This window comes from Leisingera sp. S232, assembly GCF_049800895.1.
In the GTDB taxonomy this organism is placed as follows: domain Bacteria; phylum Pseudomonadota; class Alphaproteobacteria; order Rhodobacterales; family Rhodobacteraceae; genus Leisingera.
Window position 1 is genome coordinate 20,337 of record NZ_JBNAFX010000024.1, and the last position, 26,273, is coordinate 46,609.

The window sequence follows — 26,273 nt, forward strand, 5'->3', positions numbered from 1 at the left end:
TTTCCTGTCAATGATATCGCGTGCGGCGGCTTAGTCCGCTTCAGTGGCGAGATACTGCTTTTCCAGCTCCAGCAGATCGCGTTTGCGGTCTTTCAGCCGGCGCGCCGGGCTGCCCGCGTAGACGGTCCAAGGGCTGGTTGATTTCAACACCAAAGAGGCGGATCCGACCGAGCAGCCTTCTGCCAGTGTCACACCGGGAGAAATCAGGGAGCCGGCGCCGACAATACAATGGCGGCCTATGTGCACGGGAACCTTGATTTCCGTCTTGTAGGCGGCGGGAACCGTGGGGTTGGTCATGGTGGCGCCACTGTAGTCGTCGGACTGGGAAAAGACTGACACACGGTAAGCCAGGGTCGCAAAGTCTTCCATTGCAATGCCGGGCTCACCGCCGGCCAGCAGGCAGAAGGGGCCGATGTAGACATTGCGCCCAAGGCTGATCCTGCCGGAGACCACGCAGAAATCATCGATCCGGCAATTGTCGCCGATGTGCATTTTATGCACCTCGTAGAGCGACGCCTTGTCGCTGATCCGGACGTTGCGGCCGAGCGAGGCAAAGCCCATGCCGTCCAGAGCGTCCTGTGTGTAATAGGCCATCAGGGGGTCTGCTGCAGCCAGCTGCGGGCCGTCGCAATCACGGTTTCGATGCTGCTGCCAAGCGCGAAATACATCGGCAGGCGGACCAGCCGCGCAGAGATGTCATTGGTCACGGGCAGATCGCCGGCGCTGCGGCCATAGCGCAGGCCTGCGGGTGCAGAATGCAGCGGCACATAGTGGAAGGGGGCGATGATGTCTGCTTCGCGCATGGCGGCGATGAAGGCATCGCGGTCTTCCAGATCGCGCATCAGCAGATAGAACATATGCCCGTTGCCGGTGGTGTCCGGCGGTGCCTTGGGCAGGGTGACGCGGCCTGCGGCCTGCAGGTCTGCAAAGGCCGCGCAATAGCGGTCGTACAGGGCAAGGCGCGTTTCCAGGATCGCCTCGGATTGCTCAAGTTGGCCATAGAGGAAGGCGGCAATGAGCTCGCCGGGCAGGAAGGAAGAGCCGATATCGACCCAGGTGTATTTGTCCACCTGCCCACGCAGGAAGCGGGAGCGGTTGGTGCCTTTCTCGCGGATGATCTCGGCCCGCTCCACCAGATCGGGGCGGGTCAGGGTCAATGCACCGCCTTCGCCGCTGATGATGTTCTTTGTCTCGTGAAAGCTGAAAGCGCCCATATCCCCCAGCGATCCCGCCGGGCGGCCCTTGTAGGTGGATCCGAAGGCCTGCGCCGCATCCTCCACCAGCAGCAGTTCATGGGCGCGGGCGATTTCTGTCAGGCGGTCCATGTCGGCAGGGAAGCCCGCATAGTGTACCGCAAAAATGGCGCGGGTGCGGGGGCTGATGGCGGCTGCCGCTTTCTCTGGATCGATGTTGAGCGTTTCCGGGTCGATGTCCACGAACACCGGCACTGCGCCGCGCAGGGCGACGGCATTGGCAGTGGAGACAAAGGTGAACGACGGCATGATCACTTCGTCGCCCGGCTGCAGGTCGCACAAAAGCGCAGCCATTTCCAACGCCGCAGTGCAGGAATGGGTCAGTAGTGCCGCATCGGCGCCGGTCTTTTCCGCGATCTGGGCGTTACACAGATGCGTAAACCGGCCGTCTCCGGACAGCTGCCCGAACTCCAGCGCCTCCTGGATATGTGCCAGTTCCCCGCCGATCATCGAGGGTTTGTTGAACGGAATTTTCGCCGTGCCCATTTGCCAGCCTGCCTCGCTTGATCTTCGCCGACCTTTATATTGGCTTTGCCAGAAGCCGCAAGGGAACCGGGGGCGGGGCTGGGGCAGGCGGCAGCCCTGCACCATTTCCGGTGGCATCAAAATCTTTTAGCCATGCAACCAGAATTCCTGATTTGACAGCATCTGTAAAATTCCAGAAGGTTCAGCGGCTTGTCAGGAGAGAGCCATGGACCGTTCCGCGCCGCTGTTTACCCCCGTTCTGATCGTCGGCTGTATCATCATCATGGTGAGCTTTGCGGTGCGAGCGTCCTTTGGTGTCTTTCAGATCCCGATTGCGGAAGAGTTCGGCTGGCTGCGCTCGGAATTCTCCTTGGCGATTGCCATTCAGAATCTGGCCTGGGGCATCGGGCAGCCTATTTTCGGTGCCATTGCCGAGAAGATCGGCGACCGCAAGGCGATCATCATGGGCGCCATTGTCTATGCGGCCGGGCTGGTACTGAGCGCGGCCTCGACCACCCCGTTTGAAATGCAGGCCTATGAATGGCTGGTGGGGTTCGGCATTGCCGGCACCGGGTTTGGCGTGGTGCTGGCAGTTGTGGGGCGGGCCAGTTCCGACGAGAACCGGTCCATGTCGCTGGCGATTGTCACTGCGGCCGGGTCTGCGGGGCAGATCTTTGGCGCGCCGACGGCGGAATGGATGCTGGGCTTTTTGCCCTGGCAGACGATTTTTCTGGTGTTTGCGGGCGTGGTGCTGGCGCTGATTGCGCTGCTGCCGCTGATGCGGGTACCCGAGACTGCCAGCAAGGCCGAGCTGGAGGAGAGCATGGGCGCGATCCTGATCAAGGCGTTCAAGGATCCGTCTTATACTCTGATCTTTCTGGGCTTTTTCAGCTGCGGTTATCAGCTGGCTTTTGTGACTGCGCATTTCCCGGCCTTTGTCACCGAGATGTGCGGACCGATCCTGCCGGGCGGGATGCTGCATTCGATGGGGATCACCTCAACCTCGGCGCTGGGGGCGGTTGCGATTTCGCTGATTGGCGCGGCCAATGTGGGCGGTACGCTGCTGGCGGGCTATCTGGGCAAGCGCTATTCCAAGAAATACCTGCTGGCGGCGATCTATACCGGGCGTACGATTGCGGCGGCGGCATTCATCCTGTTCCCGATCACGCCTATGAGCGTCATCATCTTCTCGGTTGCGATGGGGTCGCTGTGGCTGGCCACCGTGCCGCTGACCTCGGGTCTGGTCGCGCATATCTATGGGCTGCGCTACATGGGCACGCTTTATGGCATTGTCTTCTTCAGCCATCAGCTGGGCAGTTTCCTGGGGGTTTGGCTGGGCGGGCGGATGTATGACGCCTATGGAGATTACACCTTTGTCTGGTGGATCGGCGTTGCAGTCGGGGCGTTCAGTGCGATTGTGCATCTGCCGGTGAAAGAACGCCCGCTGGGGCAGGCCGCGGCGGCGTAACACCGTCGTATTGTCCGGCGCGGGCCGCAGGACCGGGGCGCTGCCCCGGACCCCGGAGTATTGTTGGAAAGATGAAGAGGGGCAGGGCTATACCAGCCCGCGGCGGTGGTTTTCTGCGATGATGTCCAGCACCCCGGAGGTGTGGGTATAGGGCAGGCCGTGGCCGGCGCCGGGGATTTCTTCTTGCCGGAGGGAGCGGGCGCGCTCCGCCAGGCGGCCCGCGGAGTTTGGCGGGATGACCGCGTCATCCTGGCCCCAGATTGCCAGTGCCGGCACGCCCTTTTTGTGCAGGCTGCGCAGCTCTTCGGTGAAATCCTCGTTCAGGATGCCGCGCAGGGAGGCAAGCACCGCGGGGATGAACCCCCTGAAGCCCAGTTCCTTCTGCTGCAAGTCAGTGATGCCCGGCACAGAGGAAGGCAGGCTGCGCTCGGCTTCTGTGCCGCGCATGTGCAGGGTGGGGTAAATCGCGTGCATCAGCCAGCTGCCAATCAGGGGAACATGGCGGATGATCTGCGTCACGCGGTCCGGGCTGCGGCCAAAACCGGCTGGCGCCAGCAGGATCAGTTCGCGCAGACGGGTTGGATGGGCCGCTGCAAAGGCGGTGGCGATGGCGCCGCCCATGGAATAACCGATCAGGGTGATGTCGCTGCCCGCCTGCTGATCCTCCAGAAGTTCTTCTAGCTGGGAGAGGAAGAAGGCGCGGTCCTGCAGCCCTTTGGGGCGGTCGGAATAGCCGCGTCCGTAGAGATCGTAGGTCAGCACCCGGTAGCCCATGGCGCCCAGCCCCGCAGCGATGCCATTCCAGACGAAGGAGGGGGTGGTCAGGCCGTGCACGCAGACCGCGACAGGGCCGCGGAGGGGGCCTGTCCAGCGGTAATGCGTGAGGCCGCCGGAGAGGCTGGCAAAGCTGCCCGGCGCATCTTTGCGGGCGGCGGTGTTCATCACTTTGCGCCTGGTTTCGCGCAGGAAGGGGGCCAGGGCGACCGTCAGGACTATCAGAAGAAGCCAGATCATGCTTGGGCCTTCCACTTTTGCAGGATGTGGTGGCTGGTCATCAGATCCAGATGGCCGCCGCCGCCGTTCTTGAACAGGGTGATGCGCCCAGGCTCGAAGGCCGGAAAATCAGCGATGCTGTAATAGTCTGCCAGCACATCGCTGCGCTGGATGGTGCCGCTTGCCAGGGGGATCTTGAACTCGCCAATGTGATCCAGTGTCGTGCCAAAACTGTCGCAGTAGATCTGTGCGCGCTGCAGTGCTGCGTCGTCAGCTTCGCGCATGTCGGGGCGGTAGGCACCGATCAGGTTGAGATGCTGGCCGGGGCGCAGCCATGCGCCCTGGATCACCGGCTCGGACGACATGGTGCAGGTGACGATGATATCGGCATTGCGCACCGCCGGTTCCAGTTCGGGGGCATGTTTGGTGCCGCTGTATCGGGCGCAGAGGTCCTGCGCCTTGGATGCGGTGCGGTTCCAGACCCGGATCTGCGCTTGTGGAAACCCGGCAGAGAAAGCCTCGATCAAAGAGCCGCCAACGGTGCCGGCGCCGACAATCAGCACCTCTTTCGCATCGGGGTCAGCCAGCCGCAGCGCGCCCAGAAGACTGTCGCCGGCGGTCTTCCACTTGGTTACCAGATGGAAATCCACAAGAGCTTCGAGCGTGCCGTCGGTGTCGGAGTAGAGGCAGACGGAGCCGTTGATCATCGGTTTGCCGGCATCGGGGTTGCGCGGGAAGACATTGGCGGTTTTCACTGCCAGCCCCAGGCCGTCGATCCAGGCGGAGCGGCTCAGCAGCGTGTCGGGATCACGGTAAAGGAACGTATCGCTCATCTCTGCCCTGGGCAGATCATGGCTGGCGGCCAGTGCCTCTGTGAAGCTGATCCAGTCGAGCAGCGCCTCGCCCTCGTCAAAGCCGATGAATGGAATGCTCATGTGATCTTGGTCCTTACTGCTGTGCCGGCTCCGGCCGCTTCTGGTTTCGTCAGCTGAGCCGCCTGCACCAGCCGGCCCGGCGTCCCCCCGATTTTGCGCGCCAGAATGGCATAGATTTCCGGCTCTGGCTTGATGCATTTCAGATGCATGGAGACAAATGCGCGGTCACAGCCGCGCAGACCCATTTGCAGTCGGCAGTCGTGCCACCAGCGGATGCCCCCGGACCAGGCGGGATGCTGTTCCGGCTCCCATTCGATCAGCATGCCACCAAGGTCAGAGGCGACGGCTTTTGCTGCTGCTGCCATGGCGCTATCCTTCTGTCCGCGGGCGCGGACGCGGGGCAGGACGGTTCTTGCGGGTCTCGCTCCAGACTGAGACCAGGCCTGAAGCAATGATCAGGGCGCTGCCGGACCAGACAGCCAGATCCGGCCATTCGCGGAAGATCAGGAGGCCCCACAGAACCGACATTGGCATGGCGATATATTCAAACGGGGCGGCCAGGGCGGCTTCGTTCATGCGGTAGGCCTGGCTGACCAGATAGCCGCCTGCCGAACCTGCAAGGCCTGCGCCGATCAGATAGGGCCAGTCGTCGGGGGCGGGCCAGACCCAGGCGCGCAGGACGAAGTCGAAGGCAGGGCTGCTGCCAGTGGCAAAGCGCCCGTCGCCAAAGGCAAGCCCGGCCAGAGAGCTCAGCACAAGAAAGCCCAGCACTGGATAGAATGCGAGCGTGGCGCCGGCTTCGCTGCTGCCTGCCCGGCGGGTCAGAACATGCAGGGTGGCATAGCCGCAGGCGCCCAGGAACGGCAGCAGGGCGGCGGGCTGAAACGTCCCCACGCCGGGGCGCATGATGATGAGAACCCCCAGAAAACCAGCACATACTGCGCCCCAGCGCCAGGGACCGGGGCGTTCGCCCAGGAACAGCGCCGACAGGGCGGTGACGATCAGCGGGGTGGCAAAGGCTATCGCCACTGCCTCTGCCAGCGGCAGCAGGGTGAGACCGGTGAAGAAGCAGATATTGGCAAAGAACACCACGAAACAGCGCAGCAGGTGCAGTTTCGGCTGATGGGTGCGCAACAGGTGGTAGCCGCCTTCCAGCGGAACGATGATAGCCAGCATCACGATCATCGCCACAACCGAGCGGAACAGCACAACTTCATAGAGCGGATAATCGCCCGACAGGAATTTGAAGATCATGTCGACGACGGAGAAGGCAATACCCGCGCCGACCGCGGCAAACAGGCCGGGGACGCTGACTTTTGCCTCTGCGCTCATGCTGTTGCCCTTTTGCTCCCTGACTTTGATCAGTGGCTGATTTGGTGAAAGCGGGCAATGGGCGGGGGCGGAAAAATGCAATTTTTCCAGGGTGAAATTCCGGGGCAGACCCCGCCCTGATCGTGTCTGTGCCAGTGCTGGGCAGCCTGTTCCGGCGTCACGGCCACATCTTGCTCAGACATTGTCCTCTGGCGCGGTGCCTTGCCCCCGGAGCAGGCCTGTTTGGTTCGGGTATTTGTGTTTGCGATCAGGGGGATCACGCAAAGTCATTGGGCAAGGCGGGCAGTGGCGCATAGCCTTGGAAGCAAACCTGCAAAAGAGACACCCATGATCACCTGCTACATCACTTATGAAATTCATCCCGACAAGGTCGAAGCCTTTGAGATCTATGCCAAGGCCTGGATTCCGCTGGTGGCGCGGTTCGGCGGCACCCATCATGGCTACTTCCTGCCGCATGAAAGCGCCAATGACCTGGCGGTGGCGCTGTTTTCTTTTCCTTCGCTGGCGGCCTATGAGGACTATCGCGCGCGCAGCTTTGAGGATGCCGATTGTCTGGCGGCGTTCCGGTTTGCAAAGGAGAGCGGAATTGTCCGGCGCTATGACCGGACCTTCCTGCTCCCGGTTCTGGAGGGGGACCTGGCGCCGTTGAAGGCTGCGATGGGTTAGTAGGGGATAGTACTGCCGACCTTCACCATCCTTGGTATCGGCTTGACGCTGAGGCTTTGGAAAGTTTAGCCAACCCCGAAGCAGAGTGATTTTGAAGCAAGGTTTTATGATGGAAACTGAGGTGGTTGCGCAGGCGAATGGCGACGCATGGCGAATACTGCCGCAAAGCATGATAGCATTAGTAGTGTTGGTGGCATTGAGCCTATATTTTATGGTCCGGCAAATGATGTTCACGCTGATGATTATGGATGTTACGCTCGGATTTTTCAGGATTTTCGGCCTGGTTCCCAAACAAGGCAAACGGATGAATGCGTTCTTGCACTGGCTGGTGGCTGTTAGCCTGTTCGCGGGTTACTTTATGGTTGCGGAAAAATTGGGCTGGTTGGCATTTGTTCCAGTGTAAGGGCCGCCGCCTGAAGACTTAAGCCGGTCGAAACTAGCGGCCCGCCTCTGCAGCACGCAGTTCGCGTTCCAGCGCATCCAGAAAGCGGGAGCGGTCGGCCTTGGTGAAACCTTTGCCGCTGCCGCCTGCGCCCAGCGGGTTGGCGGCGCGCAGGTCGGCCATCAGGTCGCGCATCGCCAGTTGCTGGCCGATGTTGGCCTCAGTAAACCGCTCGCCGTTGTGGCGCAGCACGCGGGCGCCAGCCTCGATGCATTTGGCTGCAAGGGGGATGTCGCCCGTCACCACCACGTCGCCGGGGCCGCAGCGCTCAGCGATCCACATGTCGGCCACATCGGCGCCCTCGGACACAATCACGGTTTCCACCAGCGGGTTCTGCGAGGGGCGCAGCCCGCCATTGGAGACCACGAACATGCGCACCCTATGGCGGGTGGCAACCCGCTCTGCCTCTTGCTTGACCGGGCAGGCGTCGGCGTCGATGTAAAGCGCGGTCACTCGGCGGCCTTCTTGTCCGCTTCGGCAGGCTTTTCCGCCTTGGGGGCGGGTTTGGCCTTGGGTTTGCGGGCGGGTTTCTTCACCTTGAATTCTTCCGGGATCGGCATCCGGTTGAAGGCGTCCAGCCCTGCGACCTTATAGGCCTCGGCCAGGGTCGGGTAGTTGAAGGTGTTCTGCACGAAGTAATCGACCGTACCCTTGAGGTTCATCACCGCCTGTCCGATGTGGATCAGTTCCGTTGCGCCTTCGCCGACGATCTGCACCCCCAGCACCCGGCGGGTTTTGAGGGACAGCAGCATCTTCAGCATGCCGTGCTCCAGCCCCATGATGTGGCCGCGCGAGGTTTCGCGAAAGCGGGCCTCGCCGACCTCATAAGGAATGCCGCGTTCTTTCAGCTCTTCTTCGGACATGCCGCAGGTGGACATTTCCGGCACTGAATAGATGCCATAGGGATACCAGGGGCTTTCCGGCATGGTCGGCGTGTCGAGCGCATGGCAGGCGGCAACCCGGCCCTGCTGCAGCGAGGTGGAGGCCAGCGAAGGGTGGCCGATCACATCGCCGGTGGCATAGATATGCGGCACCTCGGTCTGGTAGGTCTTGCGGTCAACGCTGAGACGGCCGCGGTGGTCGGTCTTGAGGCCGGTGGCCTCGAGATTCAGCGACGCGGTGGCCCCCATGCGCCCGGCTGCAAACAGCAGCATTTCTGCGCGCACGTGGCGGCCGTTTTCCAGCGTGACCTCGATATGTTCGCCCGCATCCTCGATAGTCTCCACTGCAGAACCCAGTCGCAGGTCCACACCGTTGTCACGGATCTGATGGGTGAATTCCTGAATCAGCCGTTTGTCGATGAAATCCAGGAAGGTCTCGCGCGGTTCGATCAATGTGACGCGCACGTCCAGGGCAGAGAACATGGTGGCATATTCCACCCCGATGACGCCGGCGCCGATCACCACCAGCGAGCGCGGGATTTCCGCCATTTCCAGAAACTCGTCGCCATCCACAATGGTGGTGCCGTTGAAGGGCACATAGTCGGGGCGATAGGTCTTGGTGCCGGTGGAGATCAGGAATTTCTCTGCCGTCAGGCAGGTGGTCTCCCCGGCCTCGGTCGCGACCTCGACCTCATTGGGACCAATGAATTTCGCCAGACCGTGCAGCGTGTCCACGTGGTTGCGGTTGAACTGGTGTTCCAGCACGTCGACTTCGTGATCCAGCGTCTGGTGCAGGCGGGTTTTCAGGTCATCGGCGAGGATGTCGTCCTTGACCCGGTAGGAGCGGCCATAGAAAGACCGTTCGCGCCAGCCCGACAGGTTCAGCACGGTTTCACGCAGGGTTTTCGACGGGATGGTGCCGGTGTGCACCGACACGCCCCCCAGCCGGTCCTTGCGGTCGATCACCAGCACCCGGCGGTGCAGCTTGCCTGCCTGGATGGCAGCGGCGCGGCCCGAGGGGCCGGAACCGATGATGATCAGGTCATAATCAAATTCGTCACTCATGGCCGCGTCCTTCGTTCTTTAGTTTTGGTACAGCGCGTCGGCATGGAAGGAGACATGCTCCTCCATGAAGGTCGACACGAAGAAGTAGCTGTGGTCATAGCCCGGCTGCATCCGCAGGGTGGCCTGCTGGCGGCGTTCGGCCACCGCATGGGCCAGCGCTTCGGGTTTCAGGAGGTCAATGAACTGATCTGCGGTGCCGGTGTCGATCAGGACCGGGCCGTCGAACCCTGTTTCGCGCATCATGAGGGTGGCGTCATGTTTGGCCCAGGCGGCTTCATCGTCGCCCAGGTAGGCGCTCAGCTGTTTGCGGCCCCAATCCGATGCGGTCGGGTTGCAGATCGGTGCAAAGGCGGAAACCGACTTGTAGCGGCCCGGCAGGTTCATCGCCAAAGTCAGCGCGCCGTGGCCGCCCATGGAATGGCCGGTGATCGCCTGGCGGTCCAGGTCGATGGCGAATTTCTCCCCCAGGAGTGCGGGCAGTTCCTCCGCCACATAGTCCCACATGCGAAAATGCGGCGCCCAGGGGTCCTGGGTGGCGTTTACATAAAAGCCTGCGCCCTGGCCCAGGTCATAGGCGTCATCATCCGCCACGCCTTCGCCGCGCGGCGACGTGTCGGGGAAGACGATGGCGATGCCCTGCTCGGCGCACCAGGCCTGGGCGCCGGCCTTGGTCATGGCGTTCTCATGGGTGCAGGTGAGGCCCGAAAGATACCACAGCACCGGCACCGGACCGTCTTTGGCTTCCTCCGGCAGGAACAGGCCAAAGGTCATATCGCAGCCGGTTGCGGTGCTGGCGTGTTTGTAGACGCCCTGAGTGCCGCCAAAGGCGCGGTTCTCGGAAACGGTTTCCATGGGTAAGGCTCCTCAAAATCTGTTAGCCCTATCGCTATCCGCAGTTGGCCTCAGGGTCCAGCGGGAGGGCGGCAGCAATGCTTGTTTTTGCGGCAGAAGGATTGCGAATTCGCAAACATTATCCGCATCGGCTGCGTGGCGGTGGCAGCAAATGTGCAATGGGGCGCTGGACAGCAGCGGTGAAAACCGGGACTGTCCGCAGCCAAGACAAGAGGGAGGCAAAAGCCATGAGCGATTTTCTGAGACTGACACCGGAGGCTGCGGAGGCGGAAGTGGAGCGCCCGGCGCCGGAGAAAGTGATTGCTGGCGATCCGGTGTTTACCACCTGGAATGCCGAGGAGCGCGAGGGCCTGTACTGCGGCATCTGGCAGTCGACACCAGGTAAGTGGCGGATTTCTTATGACGAGTGGGAATACTGCCGAATTCTGCAGGGGCGGTCGGTGATCACCAGCGATGACGGCAGTGAATATCCGCTGGCGGCCGGCGACAGCTTCATCCTGCGGCCCGGTTTCAGCGGTACCTGGGAGGTGATCGAGACCACTCGCAAGGATTACGTGATCCGGCTCTGAAATCGCGGGTTCAGGAGACCCAGGCGATGACCGCAGGTACGGTGACGATCGATACCACGGTAGAAATGAAAATAGCGGCGGAGGCCCGGTGTGGGGCCACGCCGTAGTGTTGCGCCAGCATATAGACATTGCCCGCCACCGGCAGGGAGGCAGCCGCGATGGCAACGGCGGCAGAGAACGGCGCTGCCGGGATCAGCCACAGCACGGCGACAGCGACGCAGGTCGGGTGCAGCACCAGTTTGGCAAAGCTGAGCCAGCCCGCGACCTGCACCCGCTCCGCCGATTTTGAAGCCAGCGAGGCACCGATGGCAAACAGCGCGCCGGGCGTGGCGGCGCCGCCGAGGATCGTCAGGAAATCATTTGCGGGCCCCGGGATCGGCAGCTCTGAGGCTGACCAGGCAAGGCCTGCGACAATGGACAGGATCATCGGGTTCTTCAGCAAGCCCAGCCCAACGAGCTTCAGGGTCGCCAAACCCAGGTTGGATCCTTGGCCCTGGCCGCGGCCTGCGTTGATCAGAATGACGATCAGCGATGAGAACACCACCAGATCAACGCTGAGCACCACCATCATCGGTGCAACCGAGGCCGGGCCGAACAGGATCGCCATCATCGGCAGGCCAAGGAAGCCGACATTGCCGATGGCCGCACATTGCGCCTCCACCGCCGTCGTCGGTACATCCAGCCCGCGCGCCATGGCGACAGCTGTCACCAGCAGATAGACCGCCAGCGTGCCGGCCAGATAGCCGAGGATCAGCGCAGGATCGAAGACTTCGGCAAAGGAGAGGTTGGCAGCAAAGCCGAAGATCATCGCCGAGAGTGGGAAATAGAAGACAAATTTGGTGAGATATGCGGTGGCTTCCTCGGTGAAAAAGCGGCTGCGGCCGGCCCCGTAGCCAAGGCCGATGATTGCGAAGAAGGGCAGGGTGCGAAAGAAGATCTCGGCCATGGGGATTGGTAACAAGAGCTGACCAATTGGCAAAGGCTGTTTTTCGGACTGTAAGGGAAGCTCCCGCCTGTTCATGGGCAGTCCGGGGACTGCCCTTCACAGTTGGGCGTGGCCCTGTGCTGCGCACAGGGCAGGGGATCCTGCAGAGACCACCGGTTGCATTGTGTGCCCAGCAGCGCGTCAGCGCTGCCGGGCCCAACCGGGGCGGGGCAGCCTTTGGCAGTGCCGGAACGGGCGGGAGGGCCGCCTTTGCCCCCTGCCTAGCCGCTGCCGATCAGGGCTCCGGCACCCAGCACCAGGGCGCCGCCCAGAACCACTTGCATGGTGGCGCGCCAGAAGGGTGTTTGCATGTAACGGTTCTGGATCCAGGCTATGGCCCAGAGTTCGACAAAGACAATCAGCAGGGCCAGGGTGGTGGCGGTCCAGAATTCGGGGATGAGGTAAGGCAGGGCGTGGCCCAGGCCGCCCAGGGTGGTCATGATCCCGGAGGCGAGGCCGCGCTTGATCGGTGAGCCGCGGCCTGACAATGCGCCGTCATCCGAGGCGGCCTCGGTAAAGCCCATCGAGATCCCGGCCCCGACCGAGGCCGCGACGCCGACCAGAAAGGTGGTCCAGGTGTCCTGGGTGGCAAAGGCGGTGGCAAAAATCGGCGCCAGAGTGGAGACGGAGCCATCCATCAGTCCTGCGAGCCCCGGCTGGACCCATGTCAGCACAAATTGGCGATGGGCGGCGGCATCCTCATTTGCGCGGGTGTCTTCGTCCAGATGCGCGTTTTCCAATTCACCCGCCCGGGCCTGATGACCAGCTTCGGCGGCGGCCAGATCGCCCAGCAGTTTGCGGGTTGCGGCATCCTGGGTGCGAGCCGCGGCGGCGGCATAGAAACGTTCGGCATCACGCTCCATGGCGCGGGCCTCGGCGCGGATACGCTCCAGGCTCAGGTTTTCCATCAGCCAGACAGGGCGGCGGGCATAAAAGCCGGCCACATGCTCGCGCCGGATCAGCGGGATGGCCGGGCCGAACCGCGTCTCGTGCAGGGCGATCAACTGGGCGCGGTGCCCGTCTTCCTCGGCGGCCATTCCGTCGAACATGGCGGCGGAGGCGGGATATTCCGACCGTAGCCGTTCGGCATAGCCGCGGTAGATCCGGACGTCGTCTTCCTCCGAGGAAATCGCCAGGGCAAGAACTTCCTGCCCGGTCAGATCTGCAAAACGCTTGCGCTGAGTGAAAAACCGCATCTCGAGTCTCTTTTTAGAATTATTCTAAATATAACGGTTTCGCGAGGTGCCGCAAGACTGCAGCTGTAAAGCTGTTGCAAACAGGCCCCATGGGTTACACTAGAGGCAGAGCATGCGGCTGCCTGCCCGTATTCTGAGGGAAGTTTATGAACCAGCAAGACAGCATCCTGCGCACGGGCCGGAAATTCGATCAGGTTCTGGACGGTGCGCGCAAGGTGTTTCTGGCCGATGGGTTTGAAGGTGCAAGCGTCGACAATATCGCCAAAGCGGCGGGCGTGTCCAAGGCAACGCTTTACAGCTATTTCCCGGACAAACGGGTCTTGTTCATGGAGGTCGTGCGCGCGGCCTGCGTGCAGCAGGCGGACAGCTCGATGGAGCTGGCTGAGGGCTGCTGCGGCCCGCGGGATGTGCTGCGGTTGGCTGCGGAGCGGGTGCATGGGGTTCTGTTGAACGGGTTCAGCTTGCAGCTGTTCCGGATCTTCGTGGCCGAGGCGGATCGGTTCCCGGAGCTGGGGCCGATGTTCTATGAAAGCGGGCCGATGGCGCTGCACGAGGAGATCCGCAGCTATATGGAAACCGCGGCACAGCGGGGCGAGCTGGTGATCGGGGATGCCGACCTGGCTGCGGCGCAGTTCATCGAACTGTGCAAGGCCGACATCTTTCTGCGGTTTCTTTTCAAGGTCGAGACCGAGTTCACGGAAGCCGAGCGCGAGCGGGTGGTCGCAGGGGCGATCGAGACCTTCATGGCGCGGTTCGGCGCCTGACCTCCTATTCAATGGGTGATGAAGCTGTTGGGCGCTCTGCGGTAGGTCTTGTGACAGCTAAGGCAGCTTTGCATCAGGCTGGGCAGGGTGCGGCGCAATCCGGGCAGCGACCAGGTGTTGAGATCGCGGGCCGCGGCCCGGGTCGTTTCTGCGCGGGCCTTGAAGTCATCCCAGGCCGTCCAGATCTGCGGCCGCGCATTGGTGCGCGGGTCCATCCGGTGTTTTTTGAAGCGTTTGCGGATGCTGCCAGTGGTTTTGATCAGCTGCCGCCGGGCGGTTTGCGCCGTGTCTCTGTCAAAAGCGGTACGACCGGCCATCATGCTGGTCAGAACATCCATTGCGGCCTTTTGAGTGGTCATCAGGGTTATGCGCCGGGTGACCTGTTTGCTGAGACCGCTGTCTGCCGTGACCGGTGCCGTGGTGCCGACGGCGAGCGCGACAAGGATCGCGAGGAAGGCGAGGGCTTTGAGCCAATGCAGGGTCATTGCGCGGCCTCTGTGTGGATTGACCGAATCATATATTTGGAACAAAAAGAGAACACCTGTCACTGATCCTTATAACCTGCCGTCTGTCGGCCCCTGCTGCCCGAACTGCCCATGTCCCATCGCCGCATTCTGTCGCTGTGGTTTCCGCGCCTTGGCGCCGAACGCGTTCTGCGGGCGGAGCGCGGCGACATTGCCGGGCCTCTGGCCGTCGCTGAGGAAGTCTCCAACACCCAGGTTATTTCTGCGTTAAACAGCGCCGCTTCTGCACAAGGACTGCAAGTAGGCCAGCCCTTGCGCGATGCCCATGCGATGTGCGCGGCCCTGGTGGTGCGGCCGCGCAACCGGGCGGCAGAGACAGCGTTTCTGGCGGTTCTCAGGCGCTGGGCGGGCAAGTTCAGCCCCTGGGTGGCAGAGGCCGGGGAGGACGGGCTGACCATCGACCTGACCGGCTGTGCGCATCTGTTCGGCAGCGAGGCGGCGCTGATGGAGACCGCGGGGCAGGATTGTGTGGCGATGGGCCTGAGCGTGCGGATGGGGCTGGCGGATACCCTGGGCACGGCCTGGGCGCTGGCGCGCTACGCAGAGGAGGAGACTGCGCCGGAGCGGTCCGGCGATGCCATCGATCAGGAGGCGCGGGCGACTCGTGCCCGGGCGCAGAAACGCCAGAGCGTCAAGCGCCGCCACTGGACACGGGGCGGGGCGGCGCCGCAGCTGCCGACCGCGGTGCCGCAGACGGGGCGGATTGCCGAAGCAGGCCAGGCCTATGGGGCGCTGGCGCCTTTGCCGGTGGCAGCCCTGCGGCTGGACCGCGCCACGGTGGCACAGCTGAACCGGCTTGGCCTCAGGCGGATCGGAGATCTTTTGGGGCAGCCGCGCGCCGGTCTGGCCCGCCGCTTTGGCCGGGGGCTGGTCTTGCGGCTGGATCAGGCGATGGGCAGTGCGCCAGAGCCAGTCTCGCCCGCGCGCAGCCCGGATCATTTTGCAGTGCGGCTGACCCTGCCAGAGCCGATCGGGCTGATGGAGGATTTGCTGGCGGGCATCGACCGGATGCTGCCGCGGCTGTGTTCCCGGCTGGAGGCACGCGGCAAGGGCGCCCGGGTGCTGCGGCTGGAGGCGCACCGCTGCGATCTGGAGATGGAGGCGGTGACCCTGGGCCTGGCCCGTGCCAGCCGCGCGCCGGCCCGCATCCGGCCTCTGCTGGAGATGAAGCTGGAGCAGATCGATGCGGGGTACGGCATCGACATGCTGCGGCTGGAGGTCTTGCAGGCAGAGGCCATTCATGCCCGCACCCCGGCGGGCCACATGCAGGCAGGCGCTGCGGCGCGGGCACGGCAGGAGGCCCGGCAAGAGGATGAGGCAGCGCTGGAGGATCTGATCGGCCGCCTGGGCGCGCGGCTGGGGCTGGAGGCCATCACCCGCTATCACCCCGCCGAGAGCCACATTCCGGAAAAGAGTTTCACTGTGCAGGCAGCAGCCTGGTCAGAGCCTGCCACCGGGGATTGGCCGCTGCCACCGCGGCCCCGGCCGCTGCTTTTGTGGCGGCCTGAGCTGGTCCATGCACCGGAGCGGCCAGAGGTACCGCAGCAGTTTCGCTGGCGCGGTCGCGACTGGCAGTTGGCCGGAGCGGAGGGGCCGGAGCGGATCGCTCCGGAATGGTGGCTGGATGATCCGGAATGGCGCAACGGGGTGCGGGATTACTGGGTGGTGGTGACACAGTGCGGCACCCGGCTGTGGCTGTTCTTTGCCCATGGCGGGGCGCTGTCGCCGGGCTGGTTCTGCCATGGGTCGTTTGCGTGACCGCTGCACCAGCTACCGCCGGACAATTCGGCACGCAGCGAAGGGTTTTGCTTGGGCAGCCCTGCAGAAACGGCATAAGATAGGGGAATGATCACACCACGCTTTGACATTCTGGGTCAGGCTATTGCCGATGCCAGCCGCACACAGATGCTGTGCGAGCTGATGGAGGGGCGCGCCTATACCAACAAGGAACTGGCAGCAGCGGCGGGTGTCACGCCACAGACTGCCACAGCGCATTTGCGGTTGCTGCAGGAGGCCGGGCTGGTGGTGGCTGAAAAGCGCGGCCGCTGTGTCTATCACCGGCTGGCGGGGGCGGAGGTTGCCCATGCGCTGGAGCAGCTGGCGGCGATTGCGCCCGCAGACAGCCTGCACCGGGCACAGCGGCGCAAGGCAGGCGGGCTGGCGCAGCTGCGCAGTTGTTACGATCATCTGGCAGGGCCTTTGGCGGTGGCAATGACAGCTGCGTTTCTGGATCGCGGCCTGCTGGTCGAGGAACAGGGCGCCTTCCGCCCCGTGCCGGCCCCAGAATGGCTGAAACTGGGCGTGGTGCTGCCGGAGAAAGCGAGCCGCCAGCCTTTTGCCCGGCCCTGCCTGGACTGGACCGAGCGCAAGCTGCATGTGGCCGGTCCGATGGGGCGGCAGATCCTGGATCACGCCTTGGACAGCGGCTGGGTCAAGCGGCACCGGCACAAGCGGGGTCTGATGCTGACGGCGCCGGGACGGGTGGCTCTGGAGCAGATTCTGGGCCCGAAATACGGCGAGCCGGCGGCAGCCTGAGAGGGGGCTGAAAGGTCTGCGACACAGCGGCAAAGCCTGTGTGTATCCTGCACCACACGAAAATTCGACAGTTAAAAACCTTGATCTGAACCGGGAATGGCGCAACCTTTTAGGTATGAGCTTTGATCAGGTGCAGCCTTTTCCCGGATCTCCCATTCCTCAGCAAGTCGCATTTGACCGGCGGGAACTGTCGGTCATCATGACGTTGTACGGACGTATGGTCGCGGCCGGGGAGTGGCGCGACTACGGGATTGCTTCCTTGCGTGATCTGGCAGTTTTCTCGATCTTCCGGCGCACGGCGGAGCATCCGCTCTACCGTATCGAAAAACGCCCCAAGCTGCGGCAGCGGCAGGGCCAGTATTCGGTGGTTGGCATGGACGGGCATATCCTCAAGCGCGGCGCGGATCTGAAGGCCGTGCTGAGGGTGCTGGAGCGCAAGCTGATCCGCTCCGTGGAGTAGCCGCAAGGGTTTGCGGCGGAGCGGGGACCGGAAAATTCAAATTTTCCGGCCAGAATCTTGGCAAGATTTTTCTGTCTGCGGCTGCCGGTCCGGCCTAGGCCAGCCGTTTGTGCGCGGTGACGGGGCCATCGCCCTGTGCCATAATCCGCGCGATCGCCGCATCGATGGGTTCAAGGGCCACGGCCATATCATGCGCATTCGCATGGATCAGGGTCCGGGTATCCCGCACCAGTGCCACATGGCCTTTCCAGAACAGCAGGTCGCCGCGCTGATAATCGCCGGCAGGGGCCTGGCTGCCCACGTCTGTTTCCTGCATGTCGCTGTCGCCGGGACAGGGGATGCCGCAGGCCAGCAGGGCTGCCTGCACCAGACCGGAGCAGTCAATGCCGCAACGGCTGTTGCCGCCCCAGAGATAAGGGGTTCCAAGAAAGAGTTCCGCCACTGCCACAGGGTCATCCTCATGTGTGCCCAGCAGTGACAGGTGGCGGGCCGGGATGAAGCCGAGATTGGTATGTGCAAACCGTCCGGTGCCGCCAAGAACCTGCACCCGGCTGCCATGGCTAAGCGCATGGCATTCTGGTGATTTGAAGTCATCCGCCGAATAGGCATGGGTGGCCGGGGCGCGGACCCGATGAGTGGCTTCAAAAGGATCTGTCAGCGCCGCGCTGGCCACATAGCCTGCATAGGAATCCTTGGCGGATTGCAGAAAGGCCCAGCCATTGCGGTTCTCATAAACTGTGACCAGCTCACCGTAGACAAGCTGGCGGTCGCGGGCGCCGTCTGGCGCCCGCAAAAGGTCGGTGACGGATGCGCCAATGCGGGCCTGGGTGCCCTTGACCCGCTCCAGCCCGTCCGGCACGTTTTCCAGATGCGCGGCGGCGACACGGATGTTCAGGGGCAAGCGGCGGCGGTCTGCCATGACAGTCAGAGTTCCAGCATGTCGGGCAGGGCGGCAAACAGCGCACGGGCGCCTTGCAGAGCGCCGCCCTTGGGGCGGCCCGGCTCGGCGGATGGAGCCCAGCCGTAGATGTCGAAATGCATATAGCGGGCCTCTCCGGCGAAGCGGCGCAGGAACAGCGCCGCCGTGATGGATCCGGCAAAGCCACCCGAAGGCGCGTTGTCGAGGTCGGCAATGCCCGGTTCGATCATCTTTTCGTATGGCGTGTGGAACGGCATCCGCCAGACCGGGTCGGCAGTGCGCGCCGCACTGGCCGAAAGCGCAGCGGCGTCGCTGTCGTGATCAGTATAGAACGGTGACAGGTCCGGGCCGACCGCCACCCGTGCAGCGCCGGTGAGGGTCGCCATGGAAATCAGCAGATCAGGCGTGTCCTCGGCCGCAAGTGCCAGGGCGTCAGCCAGCACCAGGCGTCCCTCGGCGTCGGTGTTGTTGATTTCGACCGTCAGACCTTTGCGTGAGGTGAGCACATCGCCCGGGCGGAAAGCGGAGTCGGAAACGGAGTTTTCCACCGCAGGGATCAGGACGCGCAGTTGCAGCGGCAGCCCTGCGGCCATGATCATCCGCGCCAGGCCCAGAACATTTGCCGCACCGCCCATGTCCTTTTTCATCAAGGCCATGCTGTTTCCGGGCTTGAGGTTCAGACCGCCGGTGTCGAAACAGACGCCCTTGCCCACCAGGGTCAGCGTGGGTCCGGCAGCGCCCCAGCGCAGGTCAATGAGGCGCGGGGCGCGGTTTGAAGCGCGGCCGACAGTGTGGATCAGCGGGAAGTTCTGTTCCAGCAGCTCTTCGCCGGTGATGACGGATGCGCTGGCGCCGAAGTCTTCGGCCAGCTTCAGGGCAGCGGCCTCCAGTTCGGCAGGGCCCATGTCGGAGGCGGGGGTGTTGATCAGGTCACGGGTCAGGCATTCAGCGGCAGCCAGTGATTCCACGGCGGCGGCCTCCACCCCTTCGGGCGCCTGCAAGGCAGCGGCGGCGCCCTTGGTCTCCTTGTACCGGTCAAAGCGATAGCCGGACAGCAGCCAGCCCAGCGATTCGCTGGCGGCGTCTTCTGCCGGCAGGCCAGAGAGAATGCGGTAGGTTCCGGCAGGCAGTTTCTGCGCCGCTTCGGCCAGCACGAACCGGCGGCGCGCACGCTGGGCGGCGCTGCCGTAGCCTGCCAGGGCCATCCCGATCCCGCCATCGCCGTCCGGCACGGTCAGCGCCTGACCGCAGGCGCCGCTGAAGCCCTGCGCCGAAACCCAAGCCTGAACGCGCTGCGGCTGGCTGGACAGCCAGCTGTCGAAAGAATCGCTTTCAATCACGTGCACAGGACAGCTGTCCGGGCCGGGGGCGGCAAAGACTGGCGGCATTGAAATTCTCCGGTTGCAATCACTTCTGATGCAACAGATTAGCCGCCGCCGCGCGGCCTGCAAGCCCCGCGGACAGTGGAAATGTCAGATCGTCATGTCCTGCTGGTCCCAGACCGCAGTCAGGGAACGCTCTCCGACTCGCATCAGCCGGAACAGGATCGCGGCAACCGCCGGCGCGTCCTCGGCGTCGACTGCTTCTGTGACGTCGCTGGCGATGCGGGCCAGCGCGGTCATTCCGATTTGTTCGGCAATCGCAATCAGCGAACGGGCGCTTTTGCGCAGGTTCGCCATATCATTCTGACGCCACAGACGCTCACAATGTGTCAGGCGGACCGCCATTTCCTCAATCGCCCTGCACACGACATCTTCAGCTCCGGCTTCGCCGAGCTGGTCGTAGAGCGCAGAAAGCTTGTCAGGATCCAAGCGCACTGTTTCCGAGTGCATTACTGTCAGTATATTGGCCACCACATTCACCCAATTCAATATGCCCCCACGGCACAACTGCCAATTTGAGTTCCATTCGTTTTCAAAAGGTTTCCGCGGGCGGTTCAAATCATTCGAATTTAGGGACAATGCAGGGTAAAAACGGCTGGCAGCATTCAGCCGAGGGTGGGTTTTGCAAGGGTTTTTGCCCAACCCTGTCCGTTGTTTGGCGGGCCTGCGCCGCACTGACAGGGCGCGCCGTTTGCGTATATTGACGACCGGCGCCTGTGTTGCGGTTCGGGTTTATGGATCTTTTGTTTTCACAGCAAAGGCAGCCGCCAGATTGGCCGCCGCCTGGGTGTAACCGCCTGCGGCACCGTCGACAAAGTGGATGTGATCTTCCTCCACGGGTGACGGAACGATGCAGGTGACCATGGCAGCGTCTTGTTCGTGCAGGCCGAATTGCACCAGCCCGGCATCGGCTGCCTGCTGCAGATGTCGGCGGATGCGCTCGCAGATGGCGGGTGTGCAATCCAGTGTCATCTTTAGCCCGTCGTCGAATTTGCGGAAATCGGAGTGCGCTCGCAGCATCGACAAATAATGCACAGGATCAAAGCCGCCTACGGGACGCCGGGCGAGGAAGATCAGACCGGCCAGGCTGCTGTGAAAGAACAGGGCAATTTTACGCAGAAACAGCGGTACCCTACCGTGAGAGGCCTGGGCTTCGATCGACAGCCCGGCCGGCGGGAATTGCAGCTTGGGACCGGATTCGGGGACCGGGTGGCCGTTGTCCTCCAGCTCCGCAGCAAGGCTGAGCACCTCTGCGGCGAACCGGGCAAACGCCTGCGGGCTGGCACCGGGGGCGGGCTGGGCAACCAATGAAAGGATGATGCCGTGGCGGGCGGGCGTATTGCTCCAGCGGCAGGAAAGGCCCGCCAGATCGGGCGGATCCGCCTGTGGTGCGGGGTCTACCGCAAAAAGGCCCGCCTTCATCTGTGCTTCGGCCCAGGCCAGGCCGCCGCCGCTGAACATGGCGAAATCGGCGTGATCCGACACAGCGTAGCGGGCGACCTTCACGTCCAGGCCCTTGGCCCGGATGGCAGAGGCGGGCAGCATCGCAGCGCGCAGGGAAATGCCGTATTCGGCTTCGGTCCAGCTGCGCAAAGCACCCAGAACGCTCTGAGCGGTGGCCCGGTGGTGGGGCGGCACGGCAAAAGAGGCGCCGTCGCCGCCAAACACATAGGGAAACGCCTCGCTTGCCAGCGCGTTGCGCATGGCGGCGATCACTGCGGCGCCGATCATGTTTACGGTCTTGTAGCGGCCTTCCCGCACCAGCCCGGTGGAGTTCACGATATCGGTGCAGCACAGGTGCCAGTCCGCTGGCAGCGGCGCAAAGGCAGAGGGGTCTGAAAGATCGCCGAAATCGCGGATCTTGGGAAGGGTGGCGTAGAATGAGTCCATCGGCATAAGCACTCCCTGCAATCCGGTCCTGTGACCTTTCGTTTCTTCCTAAACAAATTGTACGCCGGGGCCAAACATGCAAGCTGTGCGGCAGAACAGGACAACCGGGACGGAATTGGGGGCAGAGAATGCAGGCAGGATTGATACTCTTGTGCCTGGCCTATGTGCTGAGCCAGTTTTTCCGCGCCTTTCTTGCGGTGCTGTCAGCCGTGCTGGGTCAGGATATTGGTGCGGCGCCGGATGACCTCGCTTTTGCTTCGGGCATGTGGTTCCTGTCGTTTGCTGCCATGCAGTTGCCGGTGGGCTGGGCTCTGGATCATATCGGCCCGCGCAAGACTGCGTCGCTGCTCTTGCTGCTGGGAGGCAGCGGAGGTGCAGCGGTTTTTGCTGCGGCAACTGCTCCGGCGCATGTGAGCATCGCCATGTTCCTGATCGGTATCGGCTGCGCGCCGGTGCTGATGGCCTCTTACTACATCTTTGCCCGACAATACCCGCCTGCACGCTTTGCAACGCTTGCGGCGGTGATGCTGGGGGTGGGATCGGTTGGCAATCTGGTTGCGTCCTATCCCACCGCGCTGGCTGTGGACCTGTTTGGCTGGCGCGGGACGCTGGCCGGGTTGGCCGCAGTTTCCGCACTGGTGGCAGCAGGGATTTTCCTGACCGTCAGCGATCCCGGCAAACCAGAGGGCGAACATAAGGGATCGGTGCTGGACCTGCTGAAGATGCCGGTGATGTGGGCGATTTTTCCGCTGATGCTGGTGGCCTATGCGCCTTCGGGGGCGCTGCGGGGGCTGTGGATCGGTCCGTATCTGAACGACGTCTACGGTCTCAGCACCCCGGAGATCGGGGTGGCGACGTTGGTGATGGGGGCTGCGATGATTGCGGGCACATTTGCCTATGGGCCGCTGGACCGGGTGCTGGGCACCCGCAAATGGCTGATCCTGGGCGGCAACGTGCTGGCCTGTGCTGCGCTGGGCGGGCTGATCCTGGCTGCGGGGGCGCCGGTCTGGCTGCCGGTGGCAATGATGGCGCTGATCGGGTTCTTTGGCGCATCCTTCCCGGTGATCATGGCACATGGCCGCGCCTTTGTGCCGCCGCATCTGGCGGGGCGGGGGGTGACGCTGCTCAACCTTTTTGGCATTGGCGGCGTGGGAATCATGCAATTCGCCACCGGACGCATTCACGCGGAAATGGCCGCTGCGGACCGTCTGCCGTCTGATCCGGGGCCCTATACGGGAATTTTCGGCTTCTTTTTGGCCTTTTTGGTGCTGGGATGCGCAATTTATCTGCTCAGCCGCGACAGCCTGGACTGATCCGGGACTTTAAACTTGTCTCCTAAGGCAGTATCACACCGCCGCCGGCCATGGGGCCGGGATACACTGGAGAAACAGACAAATGGGTTACCGCATCGTCGTCGTTGGCGCCACTGGCAACGTGGGCCGCGAAATGCTGAACATCCTGGCCGAGCGCCAGTTCCCTGTGGATGAGATTGCTGCGCTGGCAAGCCGCCGCTCTCTCGGCACCGAAGTCAGCTTTGGCGATAAGACTCTCACGACCAAGGATCTGGACACTTTCGATTTCACCGGCTGGGACATGGCGCTGTTTGCCGTGGGGTCCGAGGCGACCAAAGTGTACGCCCCCAAGGCTGCGGCTGCGGGCTGTGTGGTGATCGATAACTCCTCACTGTACCGCTATGACCCTGAGATCCCGCTGATCGTGCCAGAGTGCAACCCGGAGGCGATCCACGGCTACAAGAACAAGAACATCATCGCCAACCCCAACTGCTCGACCGCGCAGATGGTGGTGGCGCTGAAGCCGCTGCATGACCGTGCCAAGATCAAGCGCGTTGTCGTGTCGACCTATCAGTCGGTGTCGGGCGCCGGCAAGGATGGCATGGACGAGCTGTGGGATCAGACCAAAGCGATCTATAACCCGACCACGGACGTGCCGCCGAACAAGTTCCAGAAGCAGATTGCCTTCAACGTCATTCCGCAGATCGATGTCTTCATGGAAGACGGGTCGACCAAGGAAGAGTGGAAGATGGTTGTGGAAACCAAAAAGATCGTCGATCCGTCGATCAAGGTCACCGCGACCTGCGTGCGCGTACCAGTATTCGTTGGCCATTCCGAAGCGGTGAACATCGAGTTCGAGGAGTTCCTGGACGAGGACGAGGCCCGCAACATCCTGCGCGAGGCGCCGGGCATCATGGTGATCGATAAGCGCGAGCCTGGTGGCTATGTCTCGCCGATCGAATGCGCGGGCGATTTCGCCACTTTCATCAGCCGCATCCGCCAGGATTCAACTGTCGAAAACGGCATCAACCTGTGGTGCGTCAGCGACAACCTGCGCAAGGGTGCTGCATTGAACGCGGTGCAGATTGCTGAGCTGCTGGGCCGCGAAGTCCTGAAAAAAGGCTAAGCCTTGTATCTTTTCGGATAGGGGGCCGCTTCGAAAGAGGCGGCCCCTTTTCTTTTGCGCCTCTGCCGGACGGGCGCGGCCAGACCTACGCTGATCCTGAACAGTCGTGTAAAGGAGGTTAGGCCATGCTGGCACATAAGGATTTTATTGCAGGTTTCGTGAACCGGAACGCCGCTCCGTCGCAAACGGCATGGGCCAGCGCGCGTATTCACAAGCGGCTGGACTCGGAAATGGCGGCGCAGCTGAGGATGCTTCTGTCTGGAATCTTCGAGACGACCCAAAGCTGGCTGGAGCTGCGCAGGGGGCTGAAACAGCATGGGTTCTACCTGCGCCGCCAGGGGCTGCGCCTGTTTCTGTGTGACATCCACAGCCATGTGGAAATCTGCTCCTGCCGGTATCTGGGTTTTCCGGTGGCGGTGCTGGAGCAGCGTTTGGGCAGGCTTTTGCCGCAGGCCTGAACACGGCGTCGGCCGGGCTGGCCGGAGCTGTCAGGCAGCGGTAGCATGGCATCAGGCGGGGAGCCGCCGAGATTTTTGATTGTGAGATGCCAATGCGAATTTCCTTGATGGCTTTTGCCTTAACCTCCTGTGCTGCAGCGGCGGCTGTTGCGGACACAATTCCGGTCAGCAGCACAGTGTCCAAGGTAACGTTGTATCCGGGGCTTGCGGATGTGACCCGGACCGCGGCTGTGACCCTGCCGGAAGGGCGCCACCGGCTGATCCTGCAGAATGTTCCAAAAACGGCCCTGCTGGAGACTTTGCAGGTGGACATCTCCGGTGCCCGGCGCGTCGCTACTTTGTTGCGCGAAGATGACGCGCCGCCACGCAACGCCGATGACCCGGAAGTCGAGGCCGCAGAAGCCCGCCTGCGCGAGGTCGAGGCACGGATCGCGGCCGTGCGGGACGAGGCTGCGCGCGCACGATCCGGCGTTCGGGCGGCGGAGGCCTCGATCACGTTCCTGCAGCAACTGGGTTCGAACGAAGGCCTGGCCAAAGCAGATGCCAGCGCCTTGAGTGCAATCGCCCGGATGATTTCGGAAGAGGCCGCCGGTGCCAGCCAGGCCGCTGTAGCGGCAGAGGCCGAAGCGCGCCGGATCGAGCTGCAACTGGAGGGGCTGGCAGAGGAGCTTTCAAAGGCGCAGGCAGCGCTGGCGGCACTCACGCTGGAAGATGACGACCGCCTGTACATCGCAGTGGACATCGAGGCGGAGCAGGCGGGGGAGGGCGCCGTCAAAGTGAGTTACTACACTGCGGGCGCGGGCAATATCGGCTGGCAGCCCTCCTATGAAATGCATCTCAGCACCGGGACTGAGGAACAGGTGATCCTGAAACGCGCGGTGATGCTGGCGCAGGACACCGGCGAGAATTGGCAGGACGTGGCGCTGACCCTGTCGACTGCGGTTCCCGGAGGGCAGGGCAGCCCGTCTGTACTGTATCCCTGGCTGCGACGGCTTGAAGAACCCGCGCTGCCGCGGGCGCTGAAATCCATGGGACGGGACGTGGCGGAAATGTCTGCGCTGGCGGAGCCGGTTGCGGCGGCGCCGATGAGTGCCCAGGAGGCTCAAAGCGGATGGGGGGCTGATCTGGGCGGTGCAGCGGCGACTTACCAGTTCGGCCTGCCGGTGTCCGTTGCCTCCGGCGCTGATCTGCTGCGGCTGGAGATGGACAGCTTGACAGCCGAGGCAAAGCTGCAGGCAGTGGCGGTGCCGTCGCGGGATGAAACCGCCTACCGGGTGGCCACCTTCACAAATACATTTGGCGAGCCGCTTCTGGCCTCGGATGAGGTGCCGCGGTTTGTAGACGGCAAGCTGGTTGCGCTGGAGCGTTTTACCGGGCTGGCGCCGGGGGCGGAGATGGACGCAGGGTTTGGCCCGATCAAAGGGCTGCGGCTGCGCCGCGATGTGCTGGGGCAGAGTGAGGGGGAACAGGGGCTGATCTCGCGCAGCAATGCTCAGATGCAGAAGGTGGAGATTGAGGTCGAGAACCTGACCGGACGGAATTGGCCGCTGCGGCTCTTGGACCGGGTACCGTATTCGCAGCAGGATGATCTGGAGATCGCTTGGCGCGCCAAACCGCGGCCTTCGCAGGAGAATGTCGAGAAGCAGCGTGGCATTCTGGCCTGGGATATGGAACTGGGTGCGGGCGAAAGCCGGACCATTCAGTTGGAAACAACGCTGAACTGGCCTGACGGTATGGTGCTGCGCTGACGTTTTGATCCGCGCCGCATCTGGGGGAACTCCCGCCCGTCGTCAGGTATTGAAAATACCTTCCTCCCGTTGGGCGTGGGGCCCCCCGCCGAGCGGCGGCACCCCCCACCCAGGCCGCCATTGGGTAGCGGTG

At 63.1% G+C, this 26,273-nt stretch carries 28 protein-coding genes; 12 read left to right on the forward strand and 16 right to left on the reverse strand.

Translation table 11 applies throughout. From position 1 onward, the window contains the following. Positions 1–30 precede the first annotated feature (30 nt). Together ACP151_RS14405 and rffA are read right to left on the reverse strand one after the other, a co-directional pair. Positions 31–594: an acyltransferase gene (locus ACP151_RS14405; protein WP_424979597.1), complete on the reverse strand. Its 564-nt coding sequence runs from the start codon at positions 592–594 to the stop codon at positions 31–33. Beyond that, the gene (rffA, locus tag ACP151_RS14410; RefSeq protein WP_424979598.1) at positions 594–1,739 is read right to left on the reverse strand and encodes a dTDP-4-amino-4,6-dideoxygalactose transaminase; all 1,146 of its coding nucleotides are present in this window, start codon (positions 1,737–1,739) and stop codon (positions 594–596) included. The genes ACP151_RS14405 and rffA overlap by 1 nt, the downstream gene beginning before the upstream one ends. Before the next feature lie 205 nt (positions 1,740–1,944). Between rffA and ACP151_RS14415 the strand changes: the two genes are divergently transcribed. Then, entirely contained in the window at positions 1,945–3,186 is a 1,242-nt protein-coding gene (locus tag ACP151_RS14415) for an MFS transporter (protein ID WP_424979599.1), read from the forward strand. 87 nt (positions 3,187–3,273) lie between these two features. Here ACP151_RS14415 and ACP151_RS14420 read toward each other — a convergent pair whose 3' ends face one another. The 4 genes from ACP151_RS14420 to ACP151_RS14435 are packed head-to-tail and all read right to left on the reverse strand — an operon-like array spanning position 3,274 to position 6,386. Next, complete coding sequence (locus ACP151_RS14420; RefSeq protein ID WP_424979600.1) at positions 3,274–4,200, reverse strand: alpha/beta fold hydrolase; 927 nt, start codon at positions 4,198–4,200, stop codon at positions 3,274–3,276. Then, entirely contained in the window at positions 4,197–5,114 is a 918-nt protein-coding gene (locus tag ACP151_RS14425) for an ornithine cyclodeaminase family protein (protein ID WP_424979601.1), read from the reverse strand. The genes ACP151_RS14420 and ACP151_RS14425 overlap by 4 nt, the downstream gene beginning before the upstream one ends. After that, on the reverse strand, positions 5,111–5,419 hold the full coding sequence (locus ACP151_RS14430; protein ID WP_424979602.1) for a hypothetical protein: 309 nt from the start codon (positions 5,417–5,419) through the stop codon (positions 5,111–5,113). The genes ACP151_RS14425 and ACP151_RS14430 overlap by 4 nt, the downstream gene beginning before the upstream one ends. A gap of 4 nt (positions 5,420–5,423) precedes the next feature. Next, positions 5,424–6,386 (reverse strand): DMT family transporter, encoded by a 963-nt coding sequence (locus tag ACP151_RS14435; protein WP_424979603.1) that lies wholly within the window; start codon positions 6,384–6,386, stop codon positions 5,424–5,426. A gap of 327 nt (positions 6,387–6,713) precedes the next feature. On the opposite strand from ACP151_RS14435, the gene ACP151_RS14440 reads away from it, so the two are divergent. Beyond that, positions 6,714–7,052 carry an NIPSNAP family protein gene (locus tag ACP151_RS14440; protein ID WP_424979604.1) on the forward strand — a complete coding sequence of 113 codons (339 nt, stop codon included), beginning with the start codon at positions 6,714–6,716 and terminating at the stop codon, positions 7,050–7,052. Positions 7,053–7,161: 109 nt separating this feature from the next. Then, positions 7,162–7,455, forward strand: a complete 294-nt coding sequence (locus tag ACP151_RS14445; protein WP_424979605.1) for a hypothetical protein — start codon at positions 7,162–7,164, stop codon at positions 7,453–7,455. A gap of 33 nt (positions 7,456–7,488) precedes the next feature. On the opposite strand, the gene ACP151_RS14450 is transcribed toward ACP151_RS14445, so the two are convergent. The 3 genes from ACP151_RS14450 to fghA are packed head-to-tail and all read right to left on the reverse strand — an operon-like array spanning position 7,489 to position 10,292. Continuing rightward, the gene (locus tag ACP151_RS14450) at positions 7,489–7,947 is read right to left on the reverse strand and encodes a YaiI/YqxD family protein (protein ID WP_424979607.1); all 459 of its coding nucleotides are present in this window, start codon (positions 7,945–7,947) and stop codon (positions 7,489–7,491) included. After that, entirely contained in the window at positions 7,944–9,440 is a 1,497-nt protein-coding gene (gene sthA / locus ACP151_RS14455; RefSeq protein ID WP_424979609.1) for a Si-specific NAD(P)(+) transhydrogenase, read from the reverse strand. The genes ACP151_RS14450 and sthA overlap by 4 nt, the downstream gene beginning before the upstream one ends. Before the next feature lie 18 nt (positions 9,441–9,458). Continuing rightward, positions 9,459–10,292, reverse strand: coding sequence for an S-formylglutathione hydrolase (fghA, locus tag ACP151_RS14460; RefSeq protein WP_424979610.1), 834 nt, complete (start codon positions 10,290–10,292; stop codon positions 9,459–9,461). 227 nt (positions 10,293–10,519) lie between these two features. On the opposite strand from fghA, the gene ACP151_RS14465 reads away from it, so the two are divergent. Further along, positions 10,520–10,861 carry a cupin domain-containing protein gene (locus ACP151_RS14465; protein ID WP_424979611.1) on the forward strand — a complete coding sequence of 114 codons (342 nt, stop codon included), beginning with the start codon at positions 10,520–10,522 and terminating at the stop codon, positions 10,859–10,861. 10 nt (positions 10,862–10,871) lie between these two features. On the opposite strand, the gene ACP151_RS14470 is transcribed toward ACP151_RS14465, so the two are convergent. After that, positions 10,872–11,807 (reverse strand): AEC family transporter, encoded by a 936-nt coding sequence (locus ACP151_RS14470; protein WP_424979612.1) that lies wholly within the window; start codon positions 11,805–11,807, stop codon positions 10,872–10,874. Positions 11,808–12,067: 260 nt separating this feature from the next. Next, a complete protein-coding gene (gene mbfA / locus ACP151_RS14475) occupies positions 12,068–13,042 on the reverse strand; it encodes an iron exporter MbfA (protein ID WP_424979614.1) in 975 nt (324 codons plus the stop codon). Positions 13,043–13,188: 146 nt separating this feature from the next. Between mbfA and ACP151_RS14480 the strand changes: the two genes are divergently transcribed. Further along, entirely contained in the window at positions 13,189–13,806 is a 618-nt protein-coding gene (locus ACP151_RS14480) for a TetR/AcrR family transcriptional regulator (RefSeq protein ID WP_424979615.1), read from the forward strand. An 8-nt stretch (positions 13,807–13,814) separates the two neighbouring features. On the opposite strand, the gene ACP151_RS14485 is transcribed toward ACP151_RS14480, so the two are convergent. Continuing rightward, entirely contained in the window at positions 13,815–14,291 is a 477-nt protein-coding gene (locus ACP151_RS14485) for a c-type cytochrome (RefSeq protein WP_424979616.1), read from the reverse strand. 111 nt (positions 14,292–14,402) lie between these two features. On the opposite strand from ACP151_RS14485, the gene ACP151_RS14490 reads away from it, so the two are divergent. The 3 genes from ACP151_RS14490 (at position 14,403) to ACP151_RS14500 (ending at position 17,325) form a co-directional block, all read left to right on the forward strand. Beyond that, a complete protein-coding gene (locus tag ACP151_RS14490) occupies positions 14,403–16,088 on the forward strand; it encodes a Y-family DNA polymerase (protein ID WP_424979617.1) in 1,686 nt (561 codons plus the stop codon). Between the two features lie 87 nt (positions 16,089–16,175). Continuing rightward, positions 16,176–16,865: an ArsR/SmtB family transcription factor gene (locus ACP151_RS14495; RefSeq protein WP_424979618.1), complete on the forward strand. Its 690-nt coding sequence runs from the start codon at positions 16,176–16,178 to the stop codon at positions 16,863–16,865. 115 nt (positions 16,866–16,980) lie between these two features. Beyond that, positions 16,981–17,325 (forward strand): DUF2794 domain-containing protein, encoded by a 345-nt coding sequence (locus ACP151_RS14500; protein WP_424979619.1) that lies wholly within the window; start codon positions 16,981–16,983, stop codon positions 17,323–17,325. 94 nt (positions 17,326–17,419) lie between these two features. Here ACP151_RS14500 and ACP151_RS14505 read toward each other — a convergent pair whose 3' ends face one another. The 4 genes from ACP151_RS14505 to ACP151_RS14520 all read right to left on the reverse strand — a co-directional run bounded on the left by ACP151_RS14505 (position 17,420) and on the right by ACP151_RS14520 (position 21,522). Further along, positions 17,420–18,244, reverse strand: a complete 825-nt coding sequence (locus ACP151_RS14505) for a C40 family peptidase (RefSeq protein ID WP_424979620.1) — start codon at positions 18,242–18,244, stop codon at positions 17,420–17,422. Between the two features lie 5 nt (positions 18,245–18,249). Beyond that, on the reverse strand, positions 18,250–19,632 hold the full coding sequence (locus tag ACP151_RS14510; RefSeq protein ID WP_424979621.1) for a leucyl aminopeptidase family protein: 1,383 nt from the start codon (positions 19,630–19,632) through the stop codon (positions 18,250–18,252). An 84-nt stretch (positions 19,633–19,716) separates the two neighbouring features. Beyond that, positions 19,717–20,076 (reverse strand): hypothetical protein, encoded by a 360-nt coding sequence (locus ACP151_RS14515; protein ID WP_424979647.1) that lies wholly within the window; start codon positions 20,074–20,076, stop codon positions 19,717–19,719. Between the two features lie 282 nt (positions 20,077–20,358). After that, on the reverse strand, positions 20,359–21,522 hold the full coding sequence (locus ACP151_RS14520) for a DUF3095 domain-containing protein (protein ID WP_424979622.1): 1,164 nt from the start codon (positions 21,520–21,522) through the stop codon (positions 20,359–20,361). A gap of 122 nt (positions 21,523–21,644) precedes the next feature. On the opposite strand from ACP151_RS14520, the gene ACP151_RS14525 reads away from it, so the two are divergent. The 4 genes from ACP151_RS14525 (at position 21,645) to ACP151_RS14540 (ending at position 26,140) form a co-directional block, all read left to right on the forward strand. Then, positions 21,645–22,829, forward strand: a complete 1,185-nt coding sequence (locus tag ACP151_RS14525; protein ID WP_424979623.1) for an MFS transporter — start codon at positions 21,645–21,647, stop codon at positions 22,827–22,829. A gap of 82 nt (positions 22,830–22,911) precedes the next feature. Then, a complete protein-coding gene (locus tag ACP151_RS14530; protein ID WP_424979624.1) occupies positions 22,912–23,934 on the forward strand; it encodes an aspartate-semialdehyde dehydrogenase in 1,023 nt (340 codons plus the stop codon). A 125-nt stretch (positions 23,935–24,059) separates the two neighbouring features. Next, on the forward strand, positions 24,060–24,392 hold the full coding sequence (locus ACP151_RS14535) for a hypothetical protein (RefSeq protein WP_424979625.1): 333 nt from the start codon (positions 24,060–24,062) through the stop codon (positions 24,390–24,392). A 92-nt stretch (positions 24,393–24,484) separates the two neighbouring features. Further along, positions 24,485–26,140, forward strand: coding sequence for a DUF4139 domain-containing protein (locus tag ACP151_RS14540; protein WP_424979626.1), 1,656 nt, complete (start codon positions 24,485–24,487; stop codon positions 26,138–26,140). The last annotated feature ends 133 nt before the right edge of the window (positions 26,141–26,273 follow it).